The sequence below is a fragment of the Methylobacterium tardum genome, from assembly GCF_023546765.1.
Taxonomy (GTDB): domain Bacteria; phylum Pseudomonadota; class Alphaproteobacteria; order Rhizobiales; family Beijerinckiaceae; genus Methylobacterium; species Methylobacterium tardum.
The window spans coordinates 3962929-3983893 of the sequence record NZ_CP097484.1; the positions used below are offsets into that span (position 1 = coordinate 3962929).

Consider the following 20965-nt stretch of genomic DNA (forward strand, 5'->3'; position numbering starts at 1 on the left):
AGCCGGAGGATCATCCATGTCAGAGACCCGGATCGTGCGGGCCGCCGCCGTCCAGATCGCGCCGGACCTCGACCGGCCGGAGGGCACGCTGGAGCGCGTGCTCAACGCCATCGGCGAGGCCGCCGCCAAGGGCGCGCGCTTCATGGTCTTCCCCGAGACCCTCGTGCCCTACTACCCCTACTTTTCCTTCGTCCTCCCGCCCGCGATGCAGGGGGCCGAGCACCTCAAGCTCTACGAGCGCGCCCCAACCGTCCCGGGTCCGCTGACCCAGGCAATCGCGGCGGCGGCGCGGCGGCACAGCGCCGTGATCGTGCTCGGCGTCAACGAGCGCGACCACGGCTCGCTCTACAACGCGCAGCTGATCTTCGACGCAGACGGCAGCCTGAAGCTGAAGCGGCGCAAGATCACGCCGACCTACCACGAGCGCATGATTTGGGGTCAGGGCGACGGCGCCGGCCTCGACGTCGTGGAGACGGCCGTCGGTCGCGTCGGTGCGCTGGCCTGCTGGGAGCACTACAACCCCCTCGCCCGCTACGCCCTCATGGCGCGCCACGAAGAGATCCACGCCGCGCAGTTCCCGGGCTCGCTGGTCGGCCAGATTTTCGCCGACCAGATGGAGGTGACGATCCGCCACCACGCCCTGGAGGCGGCGTGCTTCGTGGTCAACGCCACCGGCTGGCTCACCGACGAGCAGGTGGCGCAGGTCTGCCCGGACGAGCGGCTGCGCGGCGCCTGCCGCGGCGGCAACTGCACCGCCATCGTCTCGCCCGAGGGCAAGCACCTCGCCGAGCCGCTCGGGCCCGGCGAAGGCATTTTGATGGCCGACATGGACATGGCGCTGGTGACCAAGCGCAAGCGGATGATGGACTCGGTCGGCCACTACGCGCGCCCCGAGCTCCTCAGCCTCCTCCACGACGACCGCCCGGCCTCGTTCGTGCACCAGCCGGTCCGTTCACCGTCCGATTCCCGGAGCTTCGACCATGAGCACCAGCCCGCTTCTGACGAACGAACCCTCCTTCCCGCCGGTCGTGGCGGGGCTGATCGGGATGCCGACGGAGCGCCTGATCAACGCGTTGCAGTCCTACGGCGTTAGGCTCGCCGACAGCCGGGCCGGAGCCCCGAGCCGCCGCGGCGGCGCCGGCCCCTCGGACCACAAGGCGATGACCATCGCGGGCCGCACCGTGATGGTCCCGGTCCATACCGAGACCGCCTTCGACTCGCCTTTTCTCGTGCGTCGCCCGGACGCGGACGGCGTCTCGGTGATCGAGCACGACGGCGTGGTGATCGGGCAGGCGACCTTCCCGGGCAAACCGCGCTTCTACGCGCTCTCGACCTTCGACGGCGTGCCCTACTCGAAGATCGCCGTGCTGCACGGCCGGGACGTTCTCGCCACCACGGTGCTGCAAACCTGTATCCGCTACGCGAGCCGGGCCAAGACCTGCCAGTTCTGCTCCATCGGCCAGTCCCTGGCGGCGGGTCGCACCGTGGCGCACAAGTCGCCGGAGCAGCTGGCCGAGGTCGCCCGCGCCGCCGTGCTCCTCGACGGCGTGAAGCACATGGTCATGACGACCGGCACTCCGAACGCCACCGACCGGGGCGCCGCCGTGCTCTGCGAGAGCGCCTTCGCCGTGAAGGCTGCGGCGGACCTGCCGATCCAGGCCCAGTGCGAGCCGCCCGACGACGACCGCTGGTTCGAGCGGATGAAGGCGTCGGGCATCGACGCGCTGGGCATGCACTTGGAGGCGGTCACGCCGGAGGTGCGGGCCAGGATCATGCCCGGCAAGGCGTCGGTGCCTCTGGAGCGGTACTATGCGGCCTTCGAAGCCGCCGTTCCGGTCTTCGGGCGCGGCCAGGTCTCGACGTACATGCTGGCCGGCCTGGGCGACGCACCGGAGGCGATCCTGGCGATGGCCGAGCGCCTGATCGGCATGGGCGTCTACCCGTTCGTGGTGCCCTTCGTGCCGATCTCCGGCACGCCGCTGGAGAGCCATCCGGCCCCCGGACCCGACTTCATGCACGCCGTCCTGAAGCCGCTGGCCGACATGCTGGCCGGCGCGAACCTGCGCTCGACCGACATCAAGGCCGGCTGCGGCCGATGCGGCGCCTGCTCGGCGCTGTCCACCTACGAGCGTGCGGGGGTGGCGGCGTGATCCTCGAACCCGTCGCGCCCTATCGGCCGAGCCACTTCCGCGTGAAGTTCGCCACGAGTGCCTGGGAGAGGCGCGCCTGCGCGGCCCTGCGCCGCCAGGTTTTCTGCGCGGAGCAGGGCATCTTCGCGGACGATGACCGCGACGCGATCGACGCGCATGCCATACCGATCTGCGCACTCTCGACGCTCGGCGGCGATGCCGACGCCGTCGTCGGCACCGTGCGCATCCACGAGGTGGCCGAGCGTCCCGGCGAGTGGTGGGGCTCGCGCCTCGCCGTCGCCAGCGCCTTCCGTCGCACGGCCGCGCTGGGCGCCGGGCTTATCCAGGTCGCGGTCTCCTCGGCCCATGCCCGGGGCTGCACCCGTTTCCGCGCCCACGTGCAGGAGCGGAACGTGCCGCTGTTCCAGGCCCTGCACTGGGCAAGCCTCGACGCCGTCGACCTGCACGGGCGGTCGCATCACCTGATGCAGGCGGACCTCGCGGCATACCCGCCGATGCACGACCCGGAGCACGGGCTCGTCACCTTCCGCAAGGCCGCGTGATGACGGACGCCGTCGACATCCAGGCGCTGGCCCGCCAGATCCGAGACGCCCGCGGCGTCGCGCACAAGCGCGACATCGACGCCGTGGTGGCCCGGCTGGGGCTGAGAAGCCAGCACGCCGCGGTTCCGGTCGGCGACGACTGCGCCGCCATTCCGGACGGCGACGGCCATCTGCTGTTCGCCATCGAGGGCTTTCTCGACAGCTTCGTCTCGGCCGACCCGTACTTCGCTGGGTATTGCGGGATCATGGTCAACCTCAGTGACGTGGCCGCCATGGGCGGGCGCCCGCTCGCGGTGGTCGACGCGCTGTGGAGCCGGGACCCAGCGGGGGCGGACCCGATCCTGGCCGGCCTGTCCGACGCGGCCGCGCTCTACGACGTGCCGGTGGTGGGCGGGCACACCAATACCCGCGCGTCCTGCGGCAACCTCGCGGTCGCCGTGCTGGGCCGGGCGGGTCCGCGCCTCCTGACGAGCTTCGACGCGAAGCCGGGCGATGACCTCGTCGCGGCCATCGACCTGCGCGGACGCTTCCGGGATCCGCACCCCTACTGGGACGCCTCCACCGGCGCGCCGGGGGCGCGGCTGCGCGGCGACCTCGCGCTCCTGACGGCGCTCGCCGAGGATGGTCTGGCCTGTGCGGCCAAGGACATCAGCATGGCGGGCGTCGTGGGCACGGCCCTGATGCTGCTCGAATGCTCGGGCGTCGGCGCCGTCATCGACCTCGATGCGATCCCGCGCCCGGACCACGTCCCGCTCGCGCGCTGGCTGACCGCATTCCCAAGCTTCGGCTACCTCGTCAGCGTGCGTCCGGACCACACGCCGGCCGTCACCGCGCGCTTCGCCGAGCGCGGCATCGCCGCCGCCCGGATCGGGCGCGTCGACGCGAGCCGGGTGACCCGGGTGCGTGGCGCAACGGGCGACGACGCTGTGGTCTGGGACTTCCAGGCCAGCCCGCTCATGGGCTGCGGCCAGGATGAAGCGGGGGCCGCCGCGTGACGGGCCTGCGCATCGCCATCCTGACCCATTCGGCGAACCCGCGGGGCGGCGTCGCGCATTGCCTGTCCCTGGCAGAGGCCCTGTGCGCCCTCGGCCACGAAGCGGTGGTCCACGCCCCTGACCCGTCCCGCCGCGGCTTCTTCCGGGCCGCGGCCTGCCCCACCGTGGCGGTGGCGGCCGAGCCGGTCGGTGGCGCGACGGTCGATCTCGTCCGGACCCGCATCCACGACTACCTGCGCCACTTCTCGACATCGGCCGCCTGCGACTTCGACGTCTTCCACGCCCATGACGGCATCGGCGGCAACGCGCTCGCGACCCTGAGGCACAGGCGCCTGATCCCGGGTTTCGCCCGCACCGTCCACCACGTCGACAGCTTCGCGGACCCGCAGCTCGCGGCGTGGCAGAACCGCTCGATCCGCGAGGCCACCCGCCTCCTCAGCGTCAGCCGCCTCTGGGCCGACTGGATCAAGGACGAGACCGGCGCCGAGGCCCGGATCGTCGGGAACGGGGTCGACCTCTCGGTCTATCGCGGCGAGCCGACCGAGGCGGACGCGGTCGTGCGGGAGCGCTGGGGCCTTGGCGACGGGCCAGTGATCCTCGCCGTCGGCGGCTTCGAGGAGCGCAAGAACACGATCGGCATCATCGAGGCCTTCGCCCGGCTGCGGGGTCGCTACCCTCACGCGCAGCTCGTCGTCGTCGGAGGCGCCTCGCTCCTCGATCACGCCGCCTACCGTGCGCGGTGTCGGGCGGCGCTGGTCTCGGCCGGCCTGGACGTCGGCCCGGGCCTGCCCGTGATCGAGACCGGCCCCGTCCTTCAGGCCGAAATGCCGGCGCTCTACCGGGCTGCGGACCTGCTGGCTTTTCCGTCCTGGAAGGAGGGCTTCGGCCTGTGCGTGCTGGAGGCCATGGCCTGCGGCACGCCGGCCCTCGTCTCCCGGCAGCCGCCCTTCACCGAATACCTGGAGCCGACGGACGGGCTGTTCGTCGACCCGGCCGACCCCGAGGACATCGCCCAGGCCATGGCGGCGGCCTTGGTGCCGGAGACCCGCACGCGCCTGCAGGCGGCCGGCCTCTCGCGCGCCGCCGCCCATTCCTGGCGCGGCTGCGCCGAGCGCCACCTCGACGCCTACGCGGCCTGTGCCCGCGTCCGACAGGAGCCGATCCATGCCTGAGATGCACTTCCACGTTCGCTGGCCCGACGGACGCCGCGAGGCCTGCTACTCGCCCTCCCTCGTCGTGAAGGACTTCCTCACGCCGGGCGAGAGCTATGCCCTCGGCGAGTTCGTCATGAAGACCCGCGCGGCCCTGAACATCGCGAGCGAGCGGGTTCGCGAGAAGTACGGCTTCGCCTGCTCCTCCGCGCTGGACCAGCTCGCGCGCATCGAAGCCGCCGCGAGGCGGCAGGCTCCTGGCGGCCAAGTCACCGTCGAGTCCTTCGAGCCTTGAGCCGACGCCCCTTCCGGACCCTCACGGAGCCAGAGCCATGACCTCCAACCCCCGTCACGTCCCCGTTGTCGTCGTCGGCGGCGGCCAAGCCGGCCTCTCGGTCAGCTACCACCTCAAGCAGTGCGGGATCGAACACCTCGTGTTCGAGAAGTACACCGCCGCGCACACCTGGGCGACGCAGCGCTGGGACACGTTCTGCCTGGTCACGCCGAACTGGCAGTGCGACCTGCCGGGTCATCGCTACGATGGCCCCGACCCGGACGGCTTCATGAAGAAGGACGAGATCGTCGCCTACCTGAAAGCTTTCGTGGCCAAGGTGAACCCGCCGATCCGCGAGGGAGTCACGGTCACGCGCGTGGTGCGGCGAGACGACGGCCTCTTCTCGGTCCAGACATCGGAGGGCGACTACACCGCGAACGAGGTCGTTGTCGCCTCGGGCGGCTACCATACGCCGATCATCCCGCGCATGGCCGAGAAGCTGCCGCCCGCGATCACCCAGATCCACTCGAACCAGTACCGCAATCCGGCCCAGCTGCCCGAGGGTGAGGTTCTGGTGGTCGGCTCCGGGCAATCGGGCGCGCAGATCGCCGAGGACCTCCACCTTGCCGGACGCAAGGTGCACCTGGCGGTGGGCGATGCGCCCCGCTGTGCCCGCTTCTACCGCGGCCGCGACGTCGTCACGTGGCTCGCCGACATGGGTTACTACGAGATGACCGTCGGCGACCATCCGCTGCGCGACGGCGTCCGCGACAACACCAATCACTACGTGACGGGTCGCGACGGTGGCCGGGACATCGACCTGCGTCGCTTCGCAACCGAGGGCATGAAGCTCTACGGCCTGATGGAGGATTACCGGGACGGCAGCTTGCGTTTCCGGGGCGACCTCAAGCGCTCCCTCGACCAAGCCGACCGAACCTATAACGGCATCAACGCCGCCATCGACAAGTACATCGCCGAGAAAGGCATCGATGCCCCGGCGCAGGATCATTACGCCCCGATCTGGGAGCCGGACGAGCCAGTGCTCAGCCTCGCCCTCGACAGCTCCGGCATCACCAGCGTCGTCTGGTGCATCGGCTTCACGCCCGACTTCCGGTGGCTGGATGCCTCCGTGTTCAACGGCGCGGGCAGCCCCAAGCACAAGCGCGGCGTCACGAACGAGGACGGCGTGTACTTCATCGGCCTGCCCTGGCTGAACACCTGGGGCTCGGGGCGCTTCGGTGCGGTCGGCCGCGATGCCGAATACATCGTGCAGATCATCCAGAAGCGCCTGGGTGCCGAGCGGTTTGCCCTCAAGTTCGCCGTGTGAACCGGTCGCCCGCAACGGCGGCCACGGCTTCTCCGGGCTGACGGCAAGGACCGACGCCTATCTGCAGACCGTCTGGCGTAGCCGCTCGAGCGGCCGAAATCCTTCAATCGATCAACCGCAACGAGAGCGCACGGGCCACCGCATGCGTTCTGTTGACGACGTTCAGGCGCTTCATGGCTTGATCGAAATGGAAGTTGACGGTTCGCTCCCGCAAATCGAGGATCAGGGCGATCTCGGCGGACGTCTTCCCGCGGCTGGCCCAGGTCAACACTTCCCGTTCCCGGCTGGTCAGATGGCCGAACGCGTCGTCGCTCTGCCCGCCGCGACCCGCGCGGAGACGATGCTCCACCACGACGGCCAGCATCTCGAAGTCGACCGGCTTCGTGAGATAGTCATCCGCGCCCTGGCGGCGCGCGGCGATCTCGCTGCCGCGATCGTCGAGCGCCGTGAGGAACACGAACGGGATCCGCGCGAGGTGCGGGGCGGTCGAAGCCAGTTGCTCGAGCAGTTCCAGGCCGTTCATCCTCGGCATGCGCACGTCGCACACGACCAGGTCGGGAGGCGACATCCGGATGGCCGACAACCCCGCCTCCCCGTCCGGGGCGCGCTCCACCGTGTAGCCGAGGTCGACCAGGGCTTCCGCGAGCAGGCTCGCCGTCTCCTCGTCGTCCTCAACGCAGAGTATTCTGGGCATGCTCCGGCTCCGGGGATGAAAGCGCCCCGTCTCGCGGCAGCGCCCGCACCGCGCGGGGTAAGACGCCGCCGATCAGGGCAGTGACCGGCCCTATGAGAATGGCGCGTCGCCTCATCCCGTCGCCCCTCGCCAAGCGCAAAGCCTCACGCCGCCGCACCCGGCGTTGGCCGGGCGTCGGTCCCCTGACAAGCGGCCACGGCAAAGACGGCAACCGGATCGTCGAAGCCCTTCAGGCGCCGCGTCCCGAGCAAAACGAGGGGAACGCCGCTCCCGATCGCCTCGGCCGCCGTGCGATCGACGAGGATCTGGCCGTCCTGGGCCGAGGCGCACAGGCGCGATGCGAGGTTCGTCACCGTGCCGATGGCCGTGTAGTCCATCCGGCTGTCGGAGCCGATGCGCCCGACCGTGGCGGGTCCCATCGCTAGGCCGATCCCGAAGCCGAGCGCATGGCCGCGCGCCCGCCGGGTCGCGGCCAGGACCTGCACCGTCGCCTACATCTCGATGACCATGCGAGCGGCCCGCAACGCCGGCTCGCGGCAGACCACGGGCGCGTTCACCAGGATCATGACGCCGTCGCCGGCGAGGCTCACGAGCGTCGCGCCGTGCCGGTTCACGGCCGCACCGATCACCGCATGGTATTCGCTCAGAACATCCATGACCACGGTCGGCTCGCATCGGGCGGAGAACGGTGTGAAGCCGCGCAGGTCGTCGAAGACGACGACGACTTCGACGCGCTGTCCATCGAGGACACTGTCATCGCCGGCCCGATCCACGAGCTCGGCGACCTGCGGTGCGAGGTGGTGTTAGAACGTCGAGCGGGCCTCGATGCTGGAGTAGTAGCCGGAGCCCTGAACCCGATCCCGGACGTAGCCGGCGGCTACGGACATCTGGACCGGTCCGAACCGCACGCCGGTCAGATGCGCACCGATGCGATATTGCCGGAAGAAATCGTCGCCCAGGAATAGCACTTCCGGCCCGACATAGACGCCGTCAGCGAGCATGTAGCCGACCCGCAGGCGGGAATAGTAAGCATTGAACTTAGTCGAGTATGAGCCGTAGGCGGAGACCATGGTCCGGTCGGTCGGCGTCGCGTAGAAATTGCCGGCGACCTTCAATCCGACGCCCGTGCCCACCACCGGGTTGCCTGGATCTGGGACGGACAGCTGATTGCTGCGGACATTGAATCCGATGAAACCGGCGAGGGCAGCGTCCTTCCAGACCCACTCGTAACCCGCCTGCAAGGCGCCCTCTTGCTGGTAGCCGGTCACCCGCGTCGCGACGGACCGGCCGGGATACGAGTAGGTTCCACCGATGGCATCGACGCGCACGCGCAGTCCGTCCTGCGTGGGCGAACCGTTGGGCGCGGCAGTCACCGTCACGGCGCCGAAGGCCGAGCTGTTCGACGTGACGCTGGTCGAGCCGTCGACGGCGACGGCCCAGCTGTCATCGACCGCCTGCTGCGAGGCGCCGGTGTACCAGTCCACGCCCGCGGCCCTGGTCGAAAGGTCTGCGGCTGCAGCGCTTGTGGCGGACGCCGCGGCGCAGGCGCACGAGAGGGCCAGAGCAGTCGTGAACGGAGCGAAAGGACGTCGGGCAGTCGGTTCTGCGGTCCCGCCCATATTCACCGGCTCCGTTAAGGTACGATTTACGCTTTAATCAACACTCAACGACAATGATTAACATTCGATTTTGGATGGACTGGCTTTCGATCAGGATGTAGCCGCCAAGATCGGGCGGCTGAGCGCGCTCCTGGCGGCTGCACGGGGGGCGGAGCAAGACGCAATCAGGCGGCGCGGGCACGCTTCACCGCGATGTCGAGGACGACCTGCAGGTCCTCGTTGCGGAAGGGCTTGTCGATGCGCAGGAAGGCGTCGGCGGATCGCGGCAGCTGGCCATGCGGGCTGGCGAGGATGATCCGAATCTCCGGATACCGCTCGACCACCGTAGCGGCGAGCTGGAGGCCGGCCATCACCGGCATGGATTGATCGGCGATCATCGCGTCGAAGGCAGCGTCGCGGGCAAGAACCTCAAGAGCATGCGCCCCGGAGGCGGCCTGCACCACGGCGTGGCCAAGATCCGCAAGCACCTCGGCGACACTCGCTCGCACGAGGCCGTCGCTCTCGACGAGTAGGATCTTCAGGCCAGCCAAGCGGGCTGGCGGCAGCTTGGCGGTGATGCGGGGTGCGGCCGGCAGCCAGAATTCGGCCAGGAAAGGCTCGGCGCCGATCCCGTCGCGGACGAGGCGCCAGAAGCCGCCGCTCTCGGTGACCAGCGCGGCGACCGTCGCCAGGGTCGGTCCCGTACCGGCCGGCAGCGGCGCGGCCGCGGGGCGGCGACCGCTGCTGACGAGCACCCGGACGTAGGCCGACGACGCTGCCGCGGTGCTCGCATCGTCGGGAATCCCTTCGACGGCCGCGATGGCGAAGCCGGCGTGGCCGGCGTCGCGGATATGGAAGGCTAGGTTGAGGAGCAGCAGCTCCAGCACGCGCTCGCTGCACAGGACGGGCGGCAACCCTGCGGGGATGCGATTGAGGACCGGCATCTCTCCAAGGGCATTTGCGGCCAGGAACGGCAGATAACCCTCGAAGGTGGTGGCAAGGTCGGTCTCGGCGAGGGTGATGCCGGTCTCGTCGCCGCGCACGAGGTGCAGCATCCGGCGCGTGAGCGCCGCACCCCGGCGCGCGCCGGCCGTGGCCCGCCCGACCAACCGTTCCTGATCGTCCCCGAGCGCATGCCGACGCGTGAGCAGCGTGAGATTTGTCAGCACAACGGTGAGGACGTCGTTGAACTCGTGGACGATGCCATCGGTCACCCGTCGCAGGACGAGGTTGCGGCGCGGCTCGACCTGTGGCGGCAGGGTCGCGGCCTCGCCGCCCGGCAGCTTCCGCATCAGGGCGAAGAGCCGCCGGTCGCCACTGGCATCGGCGAGACAGTGCAGCCTCACTTGAACCTGCTGCTCCGGCCAGTCGTGCAGGTGCAGGACCACGTCGGTCGGACCCTCGGCCGCGAGGGCGGCGGAGCGCGCCCGGTCGAGAACGGGCCGGTCGTCGGCGACGAAGCAGGCGGCGAACGGGGCGCCGTCGGGTCCGCCCGCGGACCGGGAATCCAGCAGGGTGCGGCCGGTGTCGGGATCGATCTCGCAGCAGGCCCAACCGGAAATCGACTCGAAAGTGGCCAGTCGCGCCTTGAGCCGCGCGAACTCGGATCCGGCGCCGGCCATCATCAGCCCGGCGCTGCGGCGATGGCCCGCGAAGACGTCCGAGAGCGCCGCGAACTCGCCGATCCACATGTGAGGCGCAGTGGATTCGGCATCGGTCTCGCCCTCCCCTTTCAGGAGGCGGCGCAGCGGTCGCGTCAGCCGCTCTCCCGCGACGAAGCCGAGGGCGGCCGCGCAGGCCACGAGGGCGAGGCCGATGCCGAGCATCCGCCAGTCCGGCGCCGCGGCGAGCGACTCGCCGGAGGGCACGGCTTGCGCCGTCACCAGCCATCCCGGGGAACCGATCTCGGCCGCGACGCGCATCGGCGTCGTGGCCGAGACGCTTATCGTCCGGAAGGCGTCCGGGGTCCCGGCGAGGACCCGACTGTCCGGGGTGGCGACGAGGAACCCAAGTGTCTCGGGCAGCGCCGCGGCGCGGCGCACGTCCTCCTCGACCTTGGTGAAGTAGCTTGGGTTGGCGTCGAGGCGCAGCAGGCCGTCCTGCCCACGCTCACCCAGCGCGACGGCGGCCCCGAACGGCGAGTCGGAGTCAGCCCCGTCGGTGACGACGATCACGCCGGCGGCACGGCCGCGCAGGAACCAGGTCTGCCGCGCGACGCTGCTGCCGATGCGGCGCTCGTCCTGGGCTGCCAGCACGGTGCCGTCCGGCGCGATAAGCGCGGCGTCCCGGTAGGCCGGGTTCAGGTCGAGCCACGCGCGCAGGCGTGCGGCGCGCTGGTCGGGGGAGAGCAGGCCCTCATCGTCGCGGAGCGTCAGGGCGGCGTTGCGCGCATCACCCACGGTCTGCCGCAACCGCGCCGCGATGGCGGCGACGTAGGCGCGCGAGGCCGAGCCGACCATCTCCTGCTGAGACGATGCAGTGCCGGGCTGAGCGGCCGGAGCGACGATCAGCACGGCGGCCGCGAACCCCGCCGCGGCGGCGATCGCCACCTGCAGCGCGTTCAGCAATCCGAGGGATATCTGCAGCGGCTTCGCGGTCATCCGTACGCCCGAGGGGTCGGTACCGAGCGAGGCTCGATTTTCGTTAAGGGTCGATTAAGGCCCACGGCGCATCCAGGCGGCGGCACCTGTTCCGGACGCGGCCTGCCGGGCACGCCGCACGTTTCATCATGACTATCCGTGGCGCTTTTCGTCGCATCCGCCGCGCCGTCGCCGATTATTGCGACGGTCGAGAACGAATCGTTAATGTATTCGACGCGCCCGCGCGTTTCGACTCCGCTCTTGAAGACCGATCGACTTCACCGCGCCGTCCGTCGTCTGGGACGCCCACATTCCTAAGTTAACCGTAATTTCCGATCAAGTGAAACGGCGCGGATATTACGAAGGGATTTGTTCATTGACCATCATCGCTGTACAAACCCGGTCATAGAGCCGTTGCACCTCGATCCGAGGGATTTTTGGCCCGGGAGGCTGTAGCGTGAGGCAGGCGTTGCGTTGGCTGGCCTGGGTTGGGGCGACAGTTGCCAGCCTCGCCCTGCTCAGCCAGCCGGTCGGGACGCAGGCCCAGCTCGCCATGAGCCTCGCCGCCATGGCGGTGATGATTGTGCTGTGGGCCGTGTTCGACGGTCCCCGGACGCGGTTCGTCTTCATGGCGCTCGGCAGCCTCGTGGTGCTGCGCTACATCCTGTGGCGGCTCACCAACACCCTGCCCTCGCCGGGCGACCCGGTCAGCTTCGGGTTCGGCCTGATCCTGCTGGTGGCGGAGCTCTACTGCGTCTTCATCCTGTTCGTCAGCCTGATCATCAACGCGGACCCGCTGCGGCGTGACCCGCCGCCGGCTGCCCCGGCCGCCGACCTGCCCGCAGTCGACGTGTTCGTGCCGAGCTACAACGAGGACGCCACGATCCTCGCCATGACCCTGGCGGCGGCGCGGCAGCTGAACTACCCGCCCGACAAGCTCACCGTGTGGTTGCTCGGCGACGGCGGCACCGACCAGAAATGCAGCGACGCCGACGCCGCCAAGGCCGCGGCGGCGCGCGCCCGCCGGAGCGAGCTGAAGGCGCTGTGCGACGAGCTCGGCGCCCGCTATCTCACCCGCGCCCGCAACGAGCACGCGAAGGCGGGCAACCTCAACAATGGCCTCGCCCATGCCCGGGGCGACCTCGTGGCGGTGCTCGACGCCGACCACGTCCCGTTCCGCTCGTTCCTGACGGAGACCGTCGGCTATTTCGCGCAGGACCCGCGTCTGTTCCTCGTGCAGACGCCGCACGCGTTCCTCAACCCCGACCCGGTCGAGCGCAATCTGCGAACCTTCGAGCGCATGCCCTCTGAGAACGAGATGTTCTACGCGGTGACGCAGCGCGGCCTCGACAAGTGGAACGGCTCGTTCTTCTGCGGCTCGGCGGCCCTGCTACGTCGCACCGCCCTCGACGAGGCCGGCGGCTTCTCGGGCATCACCATCACGGAGGATTGCGAGACCGCCTTCGAGCTGCACTCGCGCAACTGGACCAGCGCCTACGTCGACAAGCCGCTGATCGCCGGCCTGCAGCCGGACACGCTGACGGACTTCATCGGCCAGCGTTCCCGCTGGTGCCAGGGGATGTTCCAGATCCTGCTCCTGAAGAATCCGGTCTTCCAGAAGGGCCTCAAGCCGATCCAGAAGATCGCCTATCTCTCCAGCATGGCGTTCTGGTTCTTCCCGGTTCCGCGGCTGATCTTCATGTTCGCGCCGCTGCTGCACATCTTCTTCGATCTGAAGATCTTCGTGGCCAGCGTGGACGAGTCGATCGCCTATACGCTGACCTACATCATCATCAATCTGATGATCCAGAACTACGTCTACGGCAAGTTCCGCTGGCCGTTCGTGTCGGAACTCTACGAGTACATTCAGGGCGTCTACCTGGTTAAGGCGATCGTCTCGGTCATCGCTTCGCCCCGCAAGCCGACCTTCAACGTCACCAACAAGGGCGCGACTCTCGACCACGACCACATCTCGTCGCTCGCCCTGCCGTTCTTCCTGATCTATCTGCTCCTGATGCTCGGCTGCGCCGTCGCGGCGTGGCGCTACCTGTATGAGCCCGGCGTGACCAACCTGATGCTGGTCGTCGGGCTGTGGAACTTCTTCAACCTGCTGACCGCAGGCGCCTCCCTGGGGGTCTGCGCCGAGCGGCGCCAGCTCGAACGCACCCCATCGCTGGCGATCGACCGCCGCGGCGTCCTCACCCTCTCCGGGCACAGCGTCGACGTCTCGATCGAGCGCGTCTCCGCCGAGGGCTGCACCCTGCGCCTCCTCAGCGGCGCCCTCGATCAGGGCCTCACCCGCCCGCAACTTCGGGGAACGCTCAGCGTCGAGCCGACGGCCGGCGCACGCCGGACCGCGCCGCTGCCGGTCCATCTGGACCAGGCGACGCGCGACGGCCGGGAACTCGTCATGCGGATGAACTTCGGCACGCTGGCCATCCGCGACTACACGGCGCTCGCAGGCCTCATGTACGGCGACGCCGAGGCGATGCGGCGATTCCAGCTGCGGCGGCGGCGGCACAAGGACATCCCAAGCGGCACGTTGCAATTCGCGTGGTGGGGCCTTGTCGAGCCGTTCCGCGCCCTGCGCTACCTCCTCGCCAGCCGACAGCCGCGGCCCGTCGAGATCGAGGAGCCACCGGTCTACGACGCGCCGCTCGGGGTGTTCGCCCCGGCGCCGTCTGTCCCGGGCCCGGCGACGGCCGGTGCGGCGCCATCCCTTTCCATGGCCGCCAAACCCTCCGACGCCGAGAGCGGGGACGACTGGGTCCGCCTGATGATGGACTACGAGAACGAGCGCACCCTGGCCGAGCTTCGCGGCCGGCGCACGAGCGCGGCGTGACGGCGATGGGCGCCCGGCTGCACCTCCCCGTGCTGGGGCTGCTACTCGGTCTCGCGAGCGGCCCGGCGCTGGCCCAGAGCTTCCTGGGCTCGGGCCCGGCGGAGCGGCTGACGGTCCCGCCCAGCGGCAACGCCCTGCGTGCGCCGTCCGAGGATGGGGCAAGACCCGCGCGCCGGCCGGACGCGGCGGCGGCGGAGCCGAGATCGACGCCGCGACCGCCCGAGCCGCCGCGGGCCGCCGCGCCGCAGACGGTGCCGCGCGCGGTGATCCAGTCGACCATCGCGCCGGCGCGCCGGCTTCCGTCCGGCCCGCGCGGCTTCCGCCTGACCGGGGAAGAGGATTCCCTGCGCTACCCGGTCTACCTCACCGAGGCGCAGACGCGGGGACCGGCACGGCTGCGCCTCTCGTATCTGTCGGCAATCTCGGTGGCGCCGGAGACATCCGAACTCGACGCCTTCGTGAACGGCACGAAGGTTGGCTGGACTCGTATCCAGGCGCCCGGCGCCGTGAAGGTGGTGGAGTTCGCCATTGCCGACGGTGTGCTGAAGCCCGGCTACAATGCCGTGACCTTCACCGCCAGCCAACGCCACCGCGTCGACTGCTCGGTCGGCGCGACCTACGAATTGTGGACGCAGATCGACCCGTCGCGATCCGGCCTGGTGGTCGGAACGGCCACCGACATGGACGTCCGGTCCCTCGCTGCCGCAGAGCCCGACGAGAGCGGCGCCCTGCCGATCCAGGTCATCCTGAACGAGCGCCCGAACCTGGCGCGGCTGGAGCGGATGATCGGGGCCGTGCAGGCCCTCTCACTCGTGGGGCGGGTCGCCCGGCCGACCGTGACGTTCGGCCCCCTCCTGCAGGGCCGCAACGGCATCAACCTTGTCGTCGGCACCGCCTCCGAGATCGCAGGTGTCGAAGGGGTCTCCGAGCTCGGCCCGGTCACTGGGCCCCGCCTCGCCATGCTGCCGACGCGGCCGAACACGCCGCCGACCCTGGTGGTCACGGGAGCCCGCGATGAGGACGTCCGTCAGGCGATCATCAACCTCGCCGTTCCGGCCGACACGGGGACGCCGGACGGACTCAAGGCTGTTCAGCTCTTCCGCGGCTACATGGTGCATGGCGGCGAGAGCCTGACGCTCGACCGCCTCGGCGCAACGTCCCGCGAATTCTCGGGCCGTCTGCTCCATGTCGGCTTCGACCTCCGCTTCCCTGGGGATTTCGTCCCGGCCGATTACGGCAAGGTCATGCTGCACCTGGCCGGGGCTTACGTCGCCGGACTCTCGCCGGACGCCCGCATCGTCATCGATATCAACGGACGCAATGCGGCGAGCGTCCCGCTCCCCGACGGGCGCGGTGAGGTGTTCGGCGACAGCGCGATTCCCCTGCCCTTCAGCCTCTGGCGTCCGGGGGTGAATCACGTCGAGATCTCGGCGCAGCTGCCGAACGCCGCCGACCAAGTCTGCGACACGCTGAGTCCGGCGGCGAAGCAGGCGCGCTTCCTATTCCTTGACCGCTCGCGGATCGAGATCCCGCATTTCGCCCGGGCGGCGCGCAGTCCCGACCTTGCGGCGATCAAAGGCGGCGCCGTCCCGTTCGTCGTCCCGGGGCAGCGTCCGCGCCTCGTGCTGCCGACTCCGGACCGCGACAGCGCCGATGCCGCCGCGACCCTGGCCGCCCGTCTGGCAATGGCATCCGAGCGGGTCATAGATTTCGAGGTGGTGACCCAGCAACAGGTGGCTTCCGATACGAGCCAACTGGTGGTCGCGCCCGCCCGCGCCCTCGATCCGGCGCTCCTGGAATCGTTCGGCTTCGATCCGCAGCAGATCCAGCGGGTCTGGGAGGGCCGCGCCGACATGGTCGCCACCCCGGGCCAGTTCGGCCCCGAGGGCGTGCTCACCCTCGATCGCCTGAGACGCAACCTGCCGATGCGCTGCGCCCTGCCTACCCTGGTCCCGCAGGTGCGCCCGGCGCAGCCCGTCCAGCCCCAGCAAGCGCAGGCGTCCCAGAGCGAGGCGAGCGCCGCGCCCTCCCCGCCATCGGCCCCGGCCACCTCTCCGGGTTCCTCGTCGGACCGTGAGCTCATCGACCGCTGGGAGGCATCGACGCGCGGCTCACGCCAGATCTGGGCCGCCCTGGACTCCGTCTGGAACGAGATTACCAACACGGTGCGATCCCTGCGCCAGACAGTGTCGGCGCAGGTGAAGTCGGACGCGACGGTCGAGGTCCCCGCCACGGCCTCGCTGCTGATCGCCGAGGGGCAGCCGGTTCAGTCGAGCAACACCGTGATCGTCACCGCGCCGAACACGTCGCTGCTGAAGGCGTCCGTCTCCTGCCTCGTCGATCCCGTGGTCTGGGCGAAGCTTGGCGGCAGCGCCGCCTTCCTCGACGCGTCGAACGGGACGCTCATGACGTCCCGGCCCGAGCGGATCGAGATCGTCGAGACGCAGCCGCGATCCCTGGCGAACCTGCGCCTCGTCTCCGCGGCGTGGCTGTCGGTCAACACGGAGTACTACGTCGGCATGACCCTCGCGATGGCCCTCTGCCTCGGCCTCGCCACCACGAGCCTCGTGCGCAACGTCGGCAGGAGGAACTCATGAGCCGCGACCGCGCTCCTCTCGCCGCCGCCCTCGTCGTCGCGACGATGCTGCCCGCGGCGGCGGCCTCCGCGCAGGACGAGCCCGTCGTGCCACCGAGCACGGCGCAACCCGGCGCGCAGCCCGCTCAGGCCGGGAAGGCGGCTAGCCCTGGCCTCGTCGGCAAGCTCGGCAACGATAGCGCGTGGCGGGCCTACCGCTCCCGGTTCATCACCGATCAGGGCCGTGTGGTGGACACGGCCAACGGTCAGATCAGCCACAGCGAGGGCCAAGGATACGGTATGCTGCTCGCCGTGGCGGCGGGCGACAGGATCAGCTTCGAGCGGATCTGGGGCTGGACCCGGGCCAACCTGATGGTCCGAGGCGACGAATTGCTGGCGTGGCGCTGGTCTCCCGACAAGCGGCCGGCGGTGGGCGACATGAACAACGCCACCGACGGCGACATCCTCGTCGCCTGGGCGCTCACCGAGGCGGCCGAGGCCTGGAACGAGCCGAGCTACCGCACCGCAGCCCGCCGGATCGCCATCGAGTTCGGGCGCAAGACCATCCTGTTCCGGGACCCGCACGGGGCGCTGCTGCTCCCCGCGGTCTCGGGCTTCTCGGCCCGGGAGCGCCCGGACGGTCCGCTGATCAACCTCTCCTACTGGATCTTCCCCGCCTTCCCGCGCCTCGCCCTCGTGGCGCCGGAATACGACTGGGCGGCCCTGACGCGCAGCGGCCTCGCCCTGCTGCGGCAGTCCCGCTTTGGTCCGAGCAACCTGCCCACCGAGTGGATCTCCGCGAAGGACGCTCCGCATCCTGCGACCGGCTTCCCGCCTCTGTTCTCCTACAACGCCATCCGCATCCCGCTCTACCTCGTCTGGGCGGGACTGGTGCGTCCCGACGACCTCGCACCGTTCCAGGCCCTGTGGTCGGGCTCCGACCGGGAACGGCTGCCGATCGTCGACACCGGCGACGGGCGGAAGGTCGAATGGCTCACCGAGTCCGGCTACTTGGGGCTCTCGGCCCTGGTGGCCTGTGCCCTCGACGGCACGCCCTTTCCGGAAGATGCGCGGGGCGATATCGGCAACCAGAACTATTATCCGGCGACCCTGAGCCTCCTCGCCCTGACCGCGGCCCGCATGCGCTACCCGTCATGCCTGAAGTCCTGACTGGTCTTCCGCCGGCTCGACTCCGACCGGCCGCCCCCTGTCTTCTGGTGCTGGCGCTCGCCGCCTCGCCCGCCGCCGCGCAGGTCGACGCGCGATCCGGGCCCCCGCCGCAGAGTTCCGCTGCGCCGACGCGGGCCGAGCCGCGCATCGTCTACGGCGACGGCCCGCGCGCGCCGGCGATCCTGGCCGACCCGGCCACGTCCCGCACGAACGACATGGTCGGCGAGAGCGCTCTGCGCTACTACGCGGCCCAGAAGCAGACGGCGCGGATGAAGGCCGAGATCGCCCGTCTCAAGCGGCTCTATCCGGGCTGGAACGAGCCGCCGGATCTCGACGCGCTGCAGCCAAGCCCGCCCGAGGAGGCGCCCCTCTGGGACCTCTTCACCGCGGGACGCTTCGGCGACCTGCGCGCGGCGATCGCCGCGCGGCGTTCGATCGATGCTGCGTGGCAGCCTTCCGAGGAGTTGGCCCGCAAGCTCCGCCGGGCCGAGTTCCGGTCCCGGATCACGGCGCTCACCGGCAAGGACGCCACCGCGGTCATCGATCTCTACCGGGCCGACCCCGGTGCCCTCGATCCGCTCGACGTGCAGAGCATCTGGACGGTCGCCGACGCCCTGGGCGATTCCGGTTCGGGCGACGAGGCGTTCGAGCTCTACAAGTCGATCCTCGACGGCAGCGCCGATTCCGGCGTGCGTCTCGCCACCATCCAGAAGGCGATGGCGCATCTGCGCATGGCACAGGCGGAGCGCCTGATCGAGATGGGTCACCGCAGCGCGAACGGGACCTCGGAGTTCGACGCGATCCGCCTCGACATCACGCGCGCGCGGATCGCCGCCTTCCTGCACGAGGAGAGCGCCGAGACCCCGACCCCCGCCGATTTCGCGGCGTTCCAGACCGTCGCCCGCAAGAGCGGCGATCCCAGCCAGACCAGCCTGCTCGGCTGGTACGCCTACAAGCGCCGCCAATTCCGCGAAGCGCTCGAATGGTTCAAACAGGCAATCGCCCGGAACGGTGACGCCATGGTCGCCCACGGGCTCGCCCTGACCCTGCGCCAGCTCGACATGGCGCGCGAGGCCGAGGAGGTCGCCTACGCGTGGCGCGACCGGTTCGTCGGCAACGAGTTGCTCTACATCGACATCCTCGAGCAGAAGCTGACGCTGCCCCGTCCGCCCGCGATCGAGCCCGCGCGCATCGCCCGCTATGCCCAGGTCGTGACGGCCTCCACCTCGGGCGAAGGCGCCCAGGGGCTCGCGTGGTACGCCTACAATTCCTGCCAGTTCGACACGGCCCTGGAATGGTTTCAGCGGGCCGTCGCCTGGATGCCGAGTGAGGGCACCGTCTTCGGCTACGCCCTCACGCTCCAGCGACTGAAGCGGCAGCGGCCGTTCCTGGAAGTTGTGAACCGCTACGACGGCCTCTTCCCCAAGGTGGTCGACCTGGTGTTCCGCGAGACGACCGGCGGATCGCCGCTGCCCTGCGACCCCGCGCCCCCCACGCCTGGGCCCGGGCGCCATGGGGCTCCCGCGGCGCGGGCCGAGACTCCTCCGGCCAACCGGGTGCCCCGGCCGGACCTGCCGCCGGCCGCCGCGGATGCGAAACCCCTCGCCGTCCAGCGCAACGAGTTTCCCCTGGCGGTTTCGATGGAGAACGCCCTGCGCTACCCGCCGCCGGGGCTCGCGCGGGCGCTGGCCGAGCCCGTTCCCGCGGGGACCTATATCAAGGAGCCCGCGACCCAGGCGCCGCCCCTGGTGGCGCGACGCGTGCCCGGCGCGGGTCCGATGCCCTACGAGCGGTTCGGCTACGCCCTGCTGCCCGATTATCGCGGCGTGGATAAGCCGGAACTCCTGACGCCGCCCGCTGCCGGGACCCTGTGGCAGGACCAGCAGGCAGAGCGTCAGCGGCCCGAGAATTCGGAGGCCAAGCGGTTCCAGATGCCCGCGCGCTCGGCCTACGACACCTCCGCCTCGACCGAGCGGACCACGCCGTGAGGCGCGCGGCGACCTACGTGGCCCGGTACTGTGCCCTGGCGGGGCTCCTCCTGCCCGCCGCAGTGCATGCGCAGCCGGTCCCGGTCTTGTCGATGCCGGGCGCCGGGGCCCTGACCGCGGTGATCGAGACGCGGGAGCGCGACGGTTTCGACCAGCGGCTGCGCTATGCCGGCGGCGACGGTCGCAACCATGCCGAGCTCGCCTTGCGCCAGGAGACCGCCGACCTGCTCCTCGCCTTCCCGCCGCGCCTGGCCAAGCCCAGCGCGTTCGGGATCTCGGGGGAGATCGCTGTCCGGTTTCCGGGACAGGCGATGACCGTGCGGCCACCGCTGCGCAATGCCTACGGCCCGGTGGGCATCGCGCTGGGTATTGACTGCCTCTACGCCTGGCAATGGATTGAGGGCGGCCGCAGCGACGTCGCCGGCGCGCAGCAGCCCGCGCTGTTCCAGGCGCAGCCGCTGGCGCGTCGTGCGATCTCCCTGCGGATCAGGCTGTGCCGCACCGCCGAAGCGAGCCTCGGCGATCTCATGCGCGCCGTAGAGGGCCTCCGGATCACCCTGCCGGGCACTCGCCCTCCGCCGGCTGTCATGCGCGCGCGGCCGCCTCGGACCACGCCCAAGGCGGCCGCCCGCCGCCCGAGCCGGCCGGCTGCCGCCGAGGCGCAGAAAGCCAAGGAGCCGCCACAGACACCCGTAGTGCAACGGCCGCAGACGCCTGTCGCGCCGCCTGTCGCGCCGCCGCCAAGTGCCCCGAGCGCGGCGACCGATCAGAAGCGCTACATCGTAACGCCGACCCCGCAGGCCCCTGCACCCGTCCTGCCGGAGCCGGGCAGCCAACGCTACATCACGGAAGGGAGCGGCAGCGGGATCGCGCCCAAGCCGGCTCCGGGTCAGGCACCCGGCGAAACCTTCTTCCGCGACCTGCCTCCCGAAGCCTATCGTCCACCCAATTGATGCGCGGCGGCGGCCGCCTCTTCGGACCTATCACGCGCTCCCTTCAATATTTGTCGCTGAACGGGACACGAGCAGGTTGAAAGCCGGCGTGCCCTTATATCGGGCCGGCCATTCGGCCTCTTCGCTG

15 protein-coding genes and 1 pseudogene are annotated in these 20965 nt (G+C 70.3%); 12 read left to right on the forward strand and 4 right to left on the reverse strand.

Annotated features, from left to right (window positions below; genetic code table 11):
- The first annotated feature begins 16 nt into the window (after positions 1–16).
- Genes M6G65_RS18970 through M6G65_RS19000 form a run of 7 tightly spaced genes read left to right on the forward strand, consistent with a single transcriptional unit; the run spans position 17 to position 6439 of the window.
- Positions 17–1093 carry a Nit6803 family nitrilase gene (locus M6G65_RS18970; protein WP_250102713.1) on the forward strand — a complete coding sequence of 359 codons (1077 nt, stop codon included), beginning with the start codon at positions 17–19 and terminating at the stop codon, positions 1091–1093.
- Positions 1047–2150, forward strand: coding sequence for an MSMEG_0568 family radical SAM protein (locus tag M6G65_RS18975; RefSeq protein WP_238196188.1), 1104 nt, complete (start codon positions 1047–1049; stop codon positions 2148–2150). Before M6G65_RS18970 ends, M6G65_RS18975 begins: the two co-directional genes overlap by 47 nt.
- Positions 2147–2692: an MSMEG_0567/Sll0786 family nitrogen starvation N-acetyltransferase gene (locus M6G65_RS18980; RefSeq protein WP_238196165.1), complete on the forward strand. Its 546-nt coding sequence runs from the start codon at positions 2147–2149 to the stop codon at positions 2690–2692. Before M6G65_RS18975 ends, M6G65_RS18980 begins: the two co-directional genes overlap by 4 nt.
- Positions 2692–3687: a sll0787 family AIR synthase-like protein gene (locus tag M6G65_RS18985; protein ID WP_238196164.1), complete on the forward strand. Its 996-nt coding sequence runs from the start codon at positions 2692–2694 to the stop codon at positions 3685–3687. Before M6G65_RS18980 ends, M6G65_RS18985 begins: the two co-directional genes overlap by 1 nt.
- Positions 3684–4859 (forward strand): MSMEG_0565 family glycosyltransferase, encoded by a 1176-nt coding sequence (locus tag M6G65_RS18990; protein WP_250102714.1) that lies wholly within the window; start codon positions 3684–3686, stop codon positions 4857–4859. Before M6G65_RS18985 ends, M6G65_RS18990 begins: the two co-directional genes overlap by 4 nt.
- A complete protein-coding gene (locus tag M6G65_RS18995; RefSeq protein WP_250102715.1) occupies positions 4852–5133 on the forward strand; it encodes an MSMEG_0570 family nitrogen starvation response protein in 282 nt (93 codons plus the stop codon). The genes M6G65_RS18990 and M6G65_RS18995 overlap by 8 nt, the downstream gene beginning before the upstream one ends.
- A gap of 37 nt (positions 5134–5170) precedes the next feature.
- The gene (locus tag M6G65_RS19000) at positions 5171–6439 is read left to right on the forward strand and encodes an MSMEG_0569 family flavin-dependent oxidoreductase (RefSeq protein WP_250102716.1); all 1269 of its coding nucleotides are present in this window, start codon (positions 5171–5173) and stop codon (positions 6437–6439) included.
- Between the two features lie 103 nt (positions 6440–6542).
- On the opposite strand, the gene M6G65_RS19005 is transcribed toward M6G65_RS19000, so the two are convergent.
- The 4 genes and pseudogenes from M6G65_RS19005 to M6G65_RS19020 all read right to left on the reverse strand — a co-directional run bounded on the left by M6G65_RS19005 (position 6543) and on the right by M6G65_RS19020 (position 11331).
- The gene (locus M6G65_RS19005) at positions 6543–7133 is read right to left on the reverse strand and encodes a response regulator transcription factor (RefSeq protein ID WP_238196160.1); all 591 of its coding nucleotides are present in this window, start codon (positions 7131–7133) and stop codon (positions 6543–6545) included.
- A gap of 143 nt (positions 7134–7276) precedes the next feature.
- Positions 7277–7930, reverse strand: a pseudogene (locus tag M6G65_RS19010) (adenylate/guanylate cyclase domain-containing protein); the annotation flags it as partial.
- A 6-nt stretch (positions 7931–7936) separates the two neighbouring features.
- Positions 7937–8752 carry a cellulose biosynthesis protein BcsS gene (bcsS, locus tag M6G65_RS19015; protein ID WP_238196159.1) on the reverse strand — a complete coding sequence of 272 codons (816 nt, stop codon included), beginning with the start codon at positions 8750–8752 and terminating at the stop codon, positions 7937–7939.
- Positions 8753–8916: 164 nt separating this feature from the next.
- Positions 8917–11331, reverse strand: a complete 2415-nt coding sequence (locus M6G65_RS19020; RefSeq protein ID WP_250102717.1) for a response regulator — start codon at positions 11329–11331, stop codon at positions 8917–8919.
- Between the two features lie 436 nt (positions 11332–11767).
- Between M6G65_RS19020 and bcsA the strand changes: the two genes are divergently transcribed.
- From bcsA to bcsN, 5 genes are all read left to right on the forward strand, one after another.
- Positions 11768–14152, forward strand: coding sequence for a UDP-forming cellulose synthase catalytic subunit (gene bcsA, locus M6G65_RS19025; protein WP_250102718.1), 2385 nt, complete (start codon positions 11768–11770; stop codon positions 14150–14152).
- A gap of 5 nt (positions 14153–14157) precedes the next feature.
- Complete coding sequence (locus M6G65_RS19030; protein WP_250104261.1) at positions 14158–16749, forward strand: cellulose biosynthesis cyclic di-GMP-binding regulatory protein BcsB; 2592 nt, start codon at positions 14158–14160, stop codon at positions 16747–16749.
- On the forward strand, positions 16746–17897 hold the full coding sequence (locus M6G65_RS19035) for a family 8 glycosyl hydrolase (RefSeq protein ID WP_373323736.1): 1152 nt from the start codon (positions 16746–16748) through the stop codon (positions 17895–17897). Before M6G65_RS19030 ends, M6G65_RS19035 begins: the two co-directional genes overlap by 4 nt.
- Complete coding sequence (locus M6G65_RS19040) at positions 17882–19885, forward strand: hypothetical protein (RefSeq protein WP_250102719.1); 2004 nt, start codon at positions 17882–17884, stop codon at positions 19883–19885. Before M6G65_RS19035 ends, M6G65_RS19040 begins: the two co-directional genes overlap by 16 nt.
- Positions 19886–20004: 119 nt before the next feature.
- On the forward strand, positions 20005–20838 hold the full coding sequence (bcsN, locus tag M6G65_RS19045; RefSeq protein ID WP_250102720.1) for a cellulose biosynthesis protein BcsN: 834 nt from the start codon (positions 20005–20007) through the stop codon (positions 20836–20838).
- The last annotated feature ends 127 nt before the right edge of the window (positions 20839–20965 follow it).

Bases quoted from the DNA above. Each gene is read 5' to 3' on its own strand.
- M6G65_RS18970 (WP_250102713.1), top strand. From the start codon at position 17: ATGTCAGAGACCCGGATCGTGCGGGCCGCCGCCGTCCAGATCGCGCCG.
- M6G65_RS18975 (WP_238196188.1), top strand. From the start codon at position 1,047: ATGCCGACGGAGCGCCTGATCAACGCGTTGCAGTCCTACGGCGTTAGG.
- M6G65_RS18985 (WP_238196164.1), top strand. From the start codon at position 2,692: ATGACGGACGCCGTCGACATCCAGGCGCTGGCCCGCCAGATCCGAGAC.
- M6G65_RS18995 (WP_250102715.1), top strand. From the start codon at position 4,852: ATGCCTGAGATGCACTTCCACGTTCGCTGGCCCGACGGACGCCGCGAG.
- M6G65_RS19000 (WP_250102716.1), top strand. From the start codon at position 5,171: ATGACCTCCAACCCCCGTCACGTCCCCGTTGTCGTCGTCGGCGGCGGC.
- M6G65_RS19005 (WP_238196160.1), bottom strand. From the start codon at position 7,133: ATGCCCAGAATACTCTGCGTTGAGGACGACGAGGAGACGGCGAGCCTG.
- bcsS (WP_238196159.1), bottom strand. From the start codon at position 8,752: ATGGGCGGGACCGCAGAACCGACTGCCCGACGTCCTTTCGCTCCGTTC.
- M6G65_RS19020 (WP_250102717.1), bottom strand. From the start codon at position 11,331: ATGACCGCGAAGCCGCTGCAGATATCCCTCGGATTGCTGAACGCGCTG.
- M6G65_RS19030 (WP_250104261.1), top strand. From the start codon at position 14,158: ATGGGCGCCCGGCTGCACCTCCCCGTGCTGGGGCTGCTACTCGGTCTC.
- M6G65_RS19035 (WP_373323736.1), top strand. From the start codon at position 16,746: ATGAGCCGCGACCGCGCTCCTCTCGCCGCCGCCCTCGTCGTCGCGACG.
- M6G65_RS19040 (WP_250102719.1), top strand. From the start codon at position 17,882: ATGCCTGAAGTCCTGACTGGTCTTCCGCCGGCTCGACTCCGACCGGCC.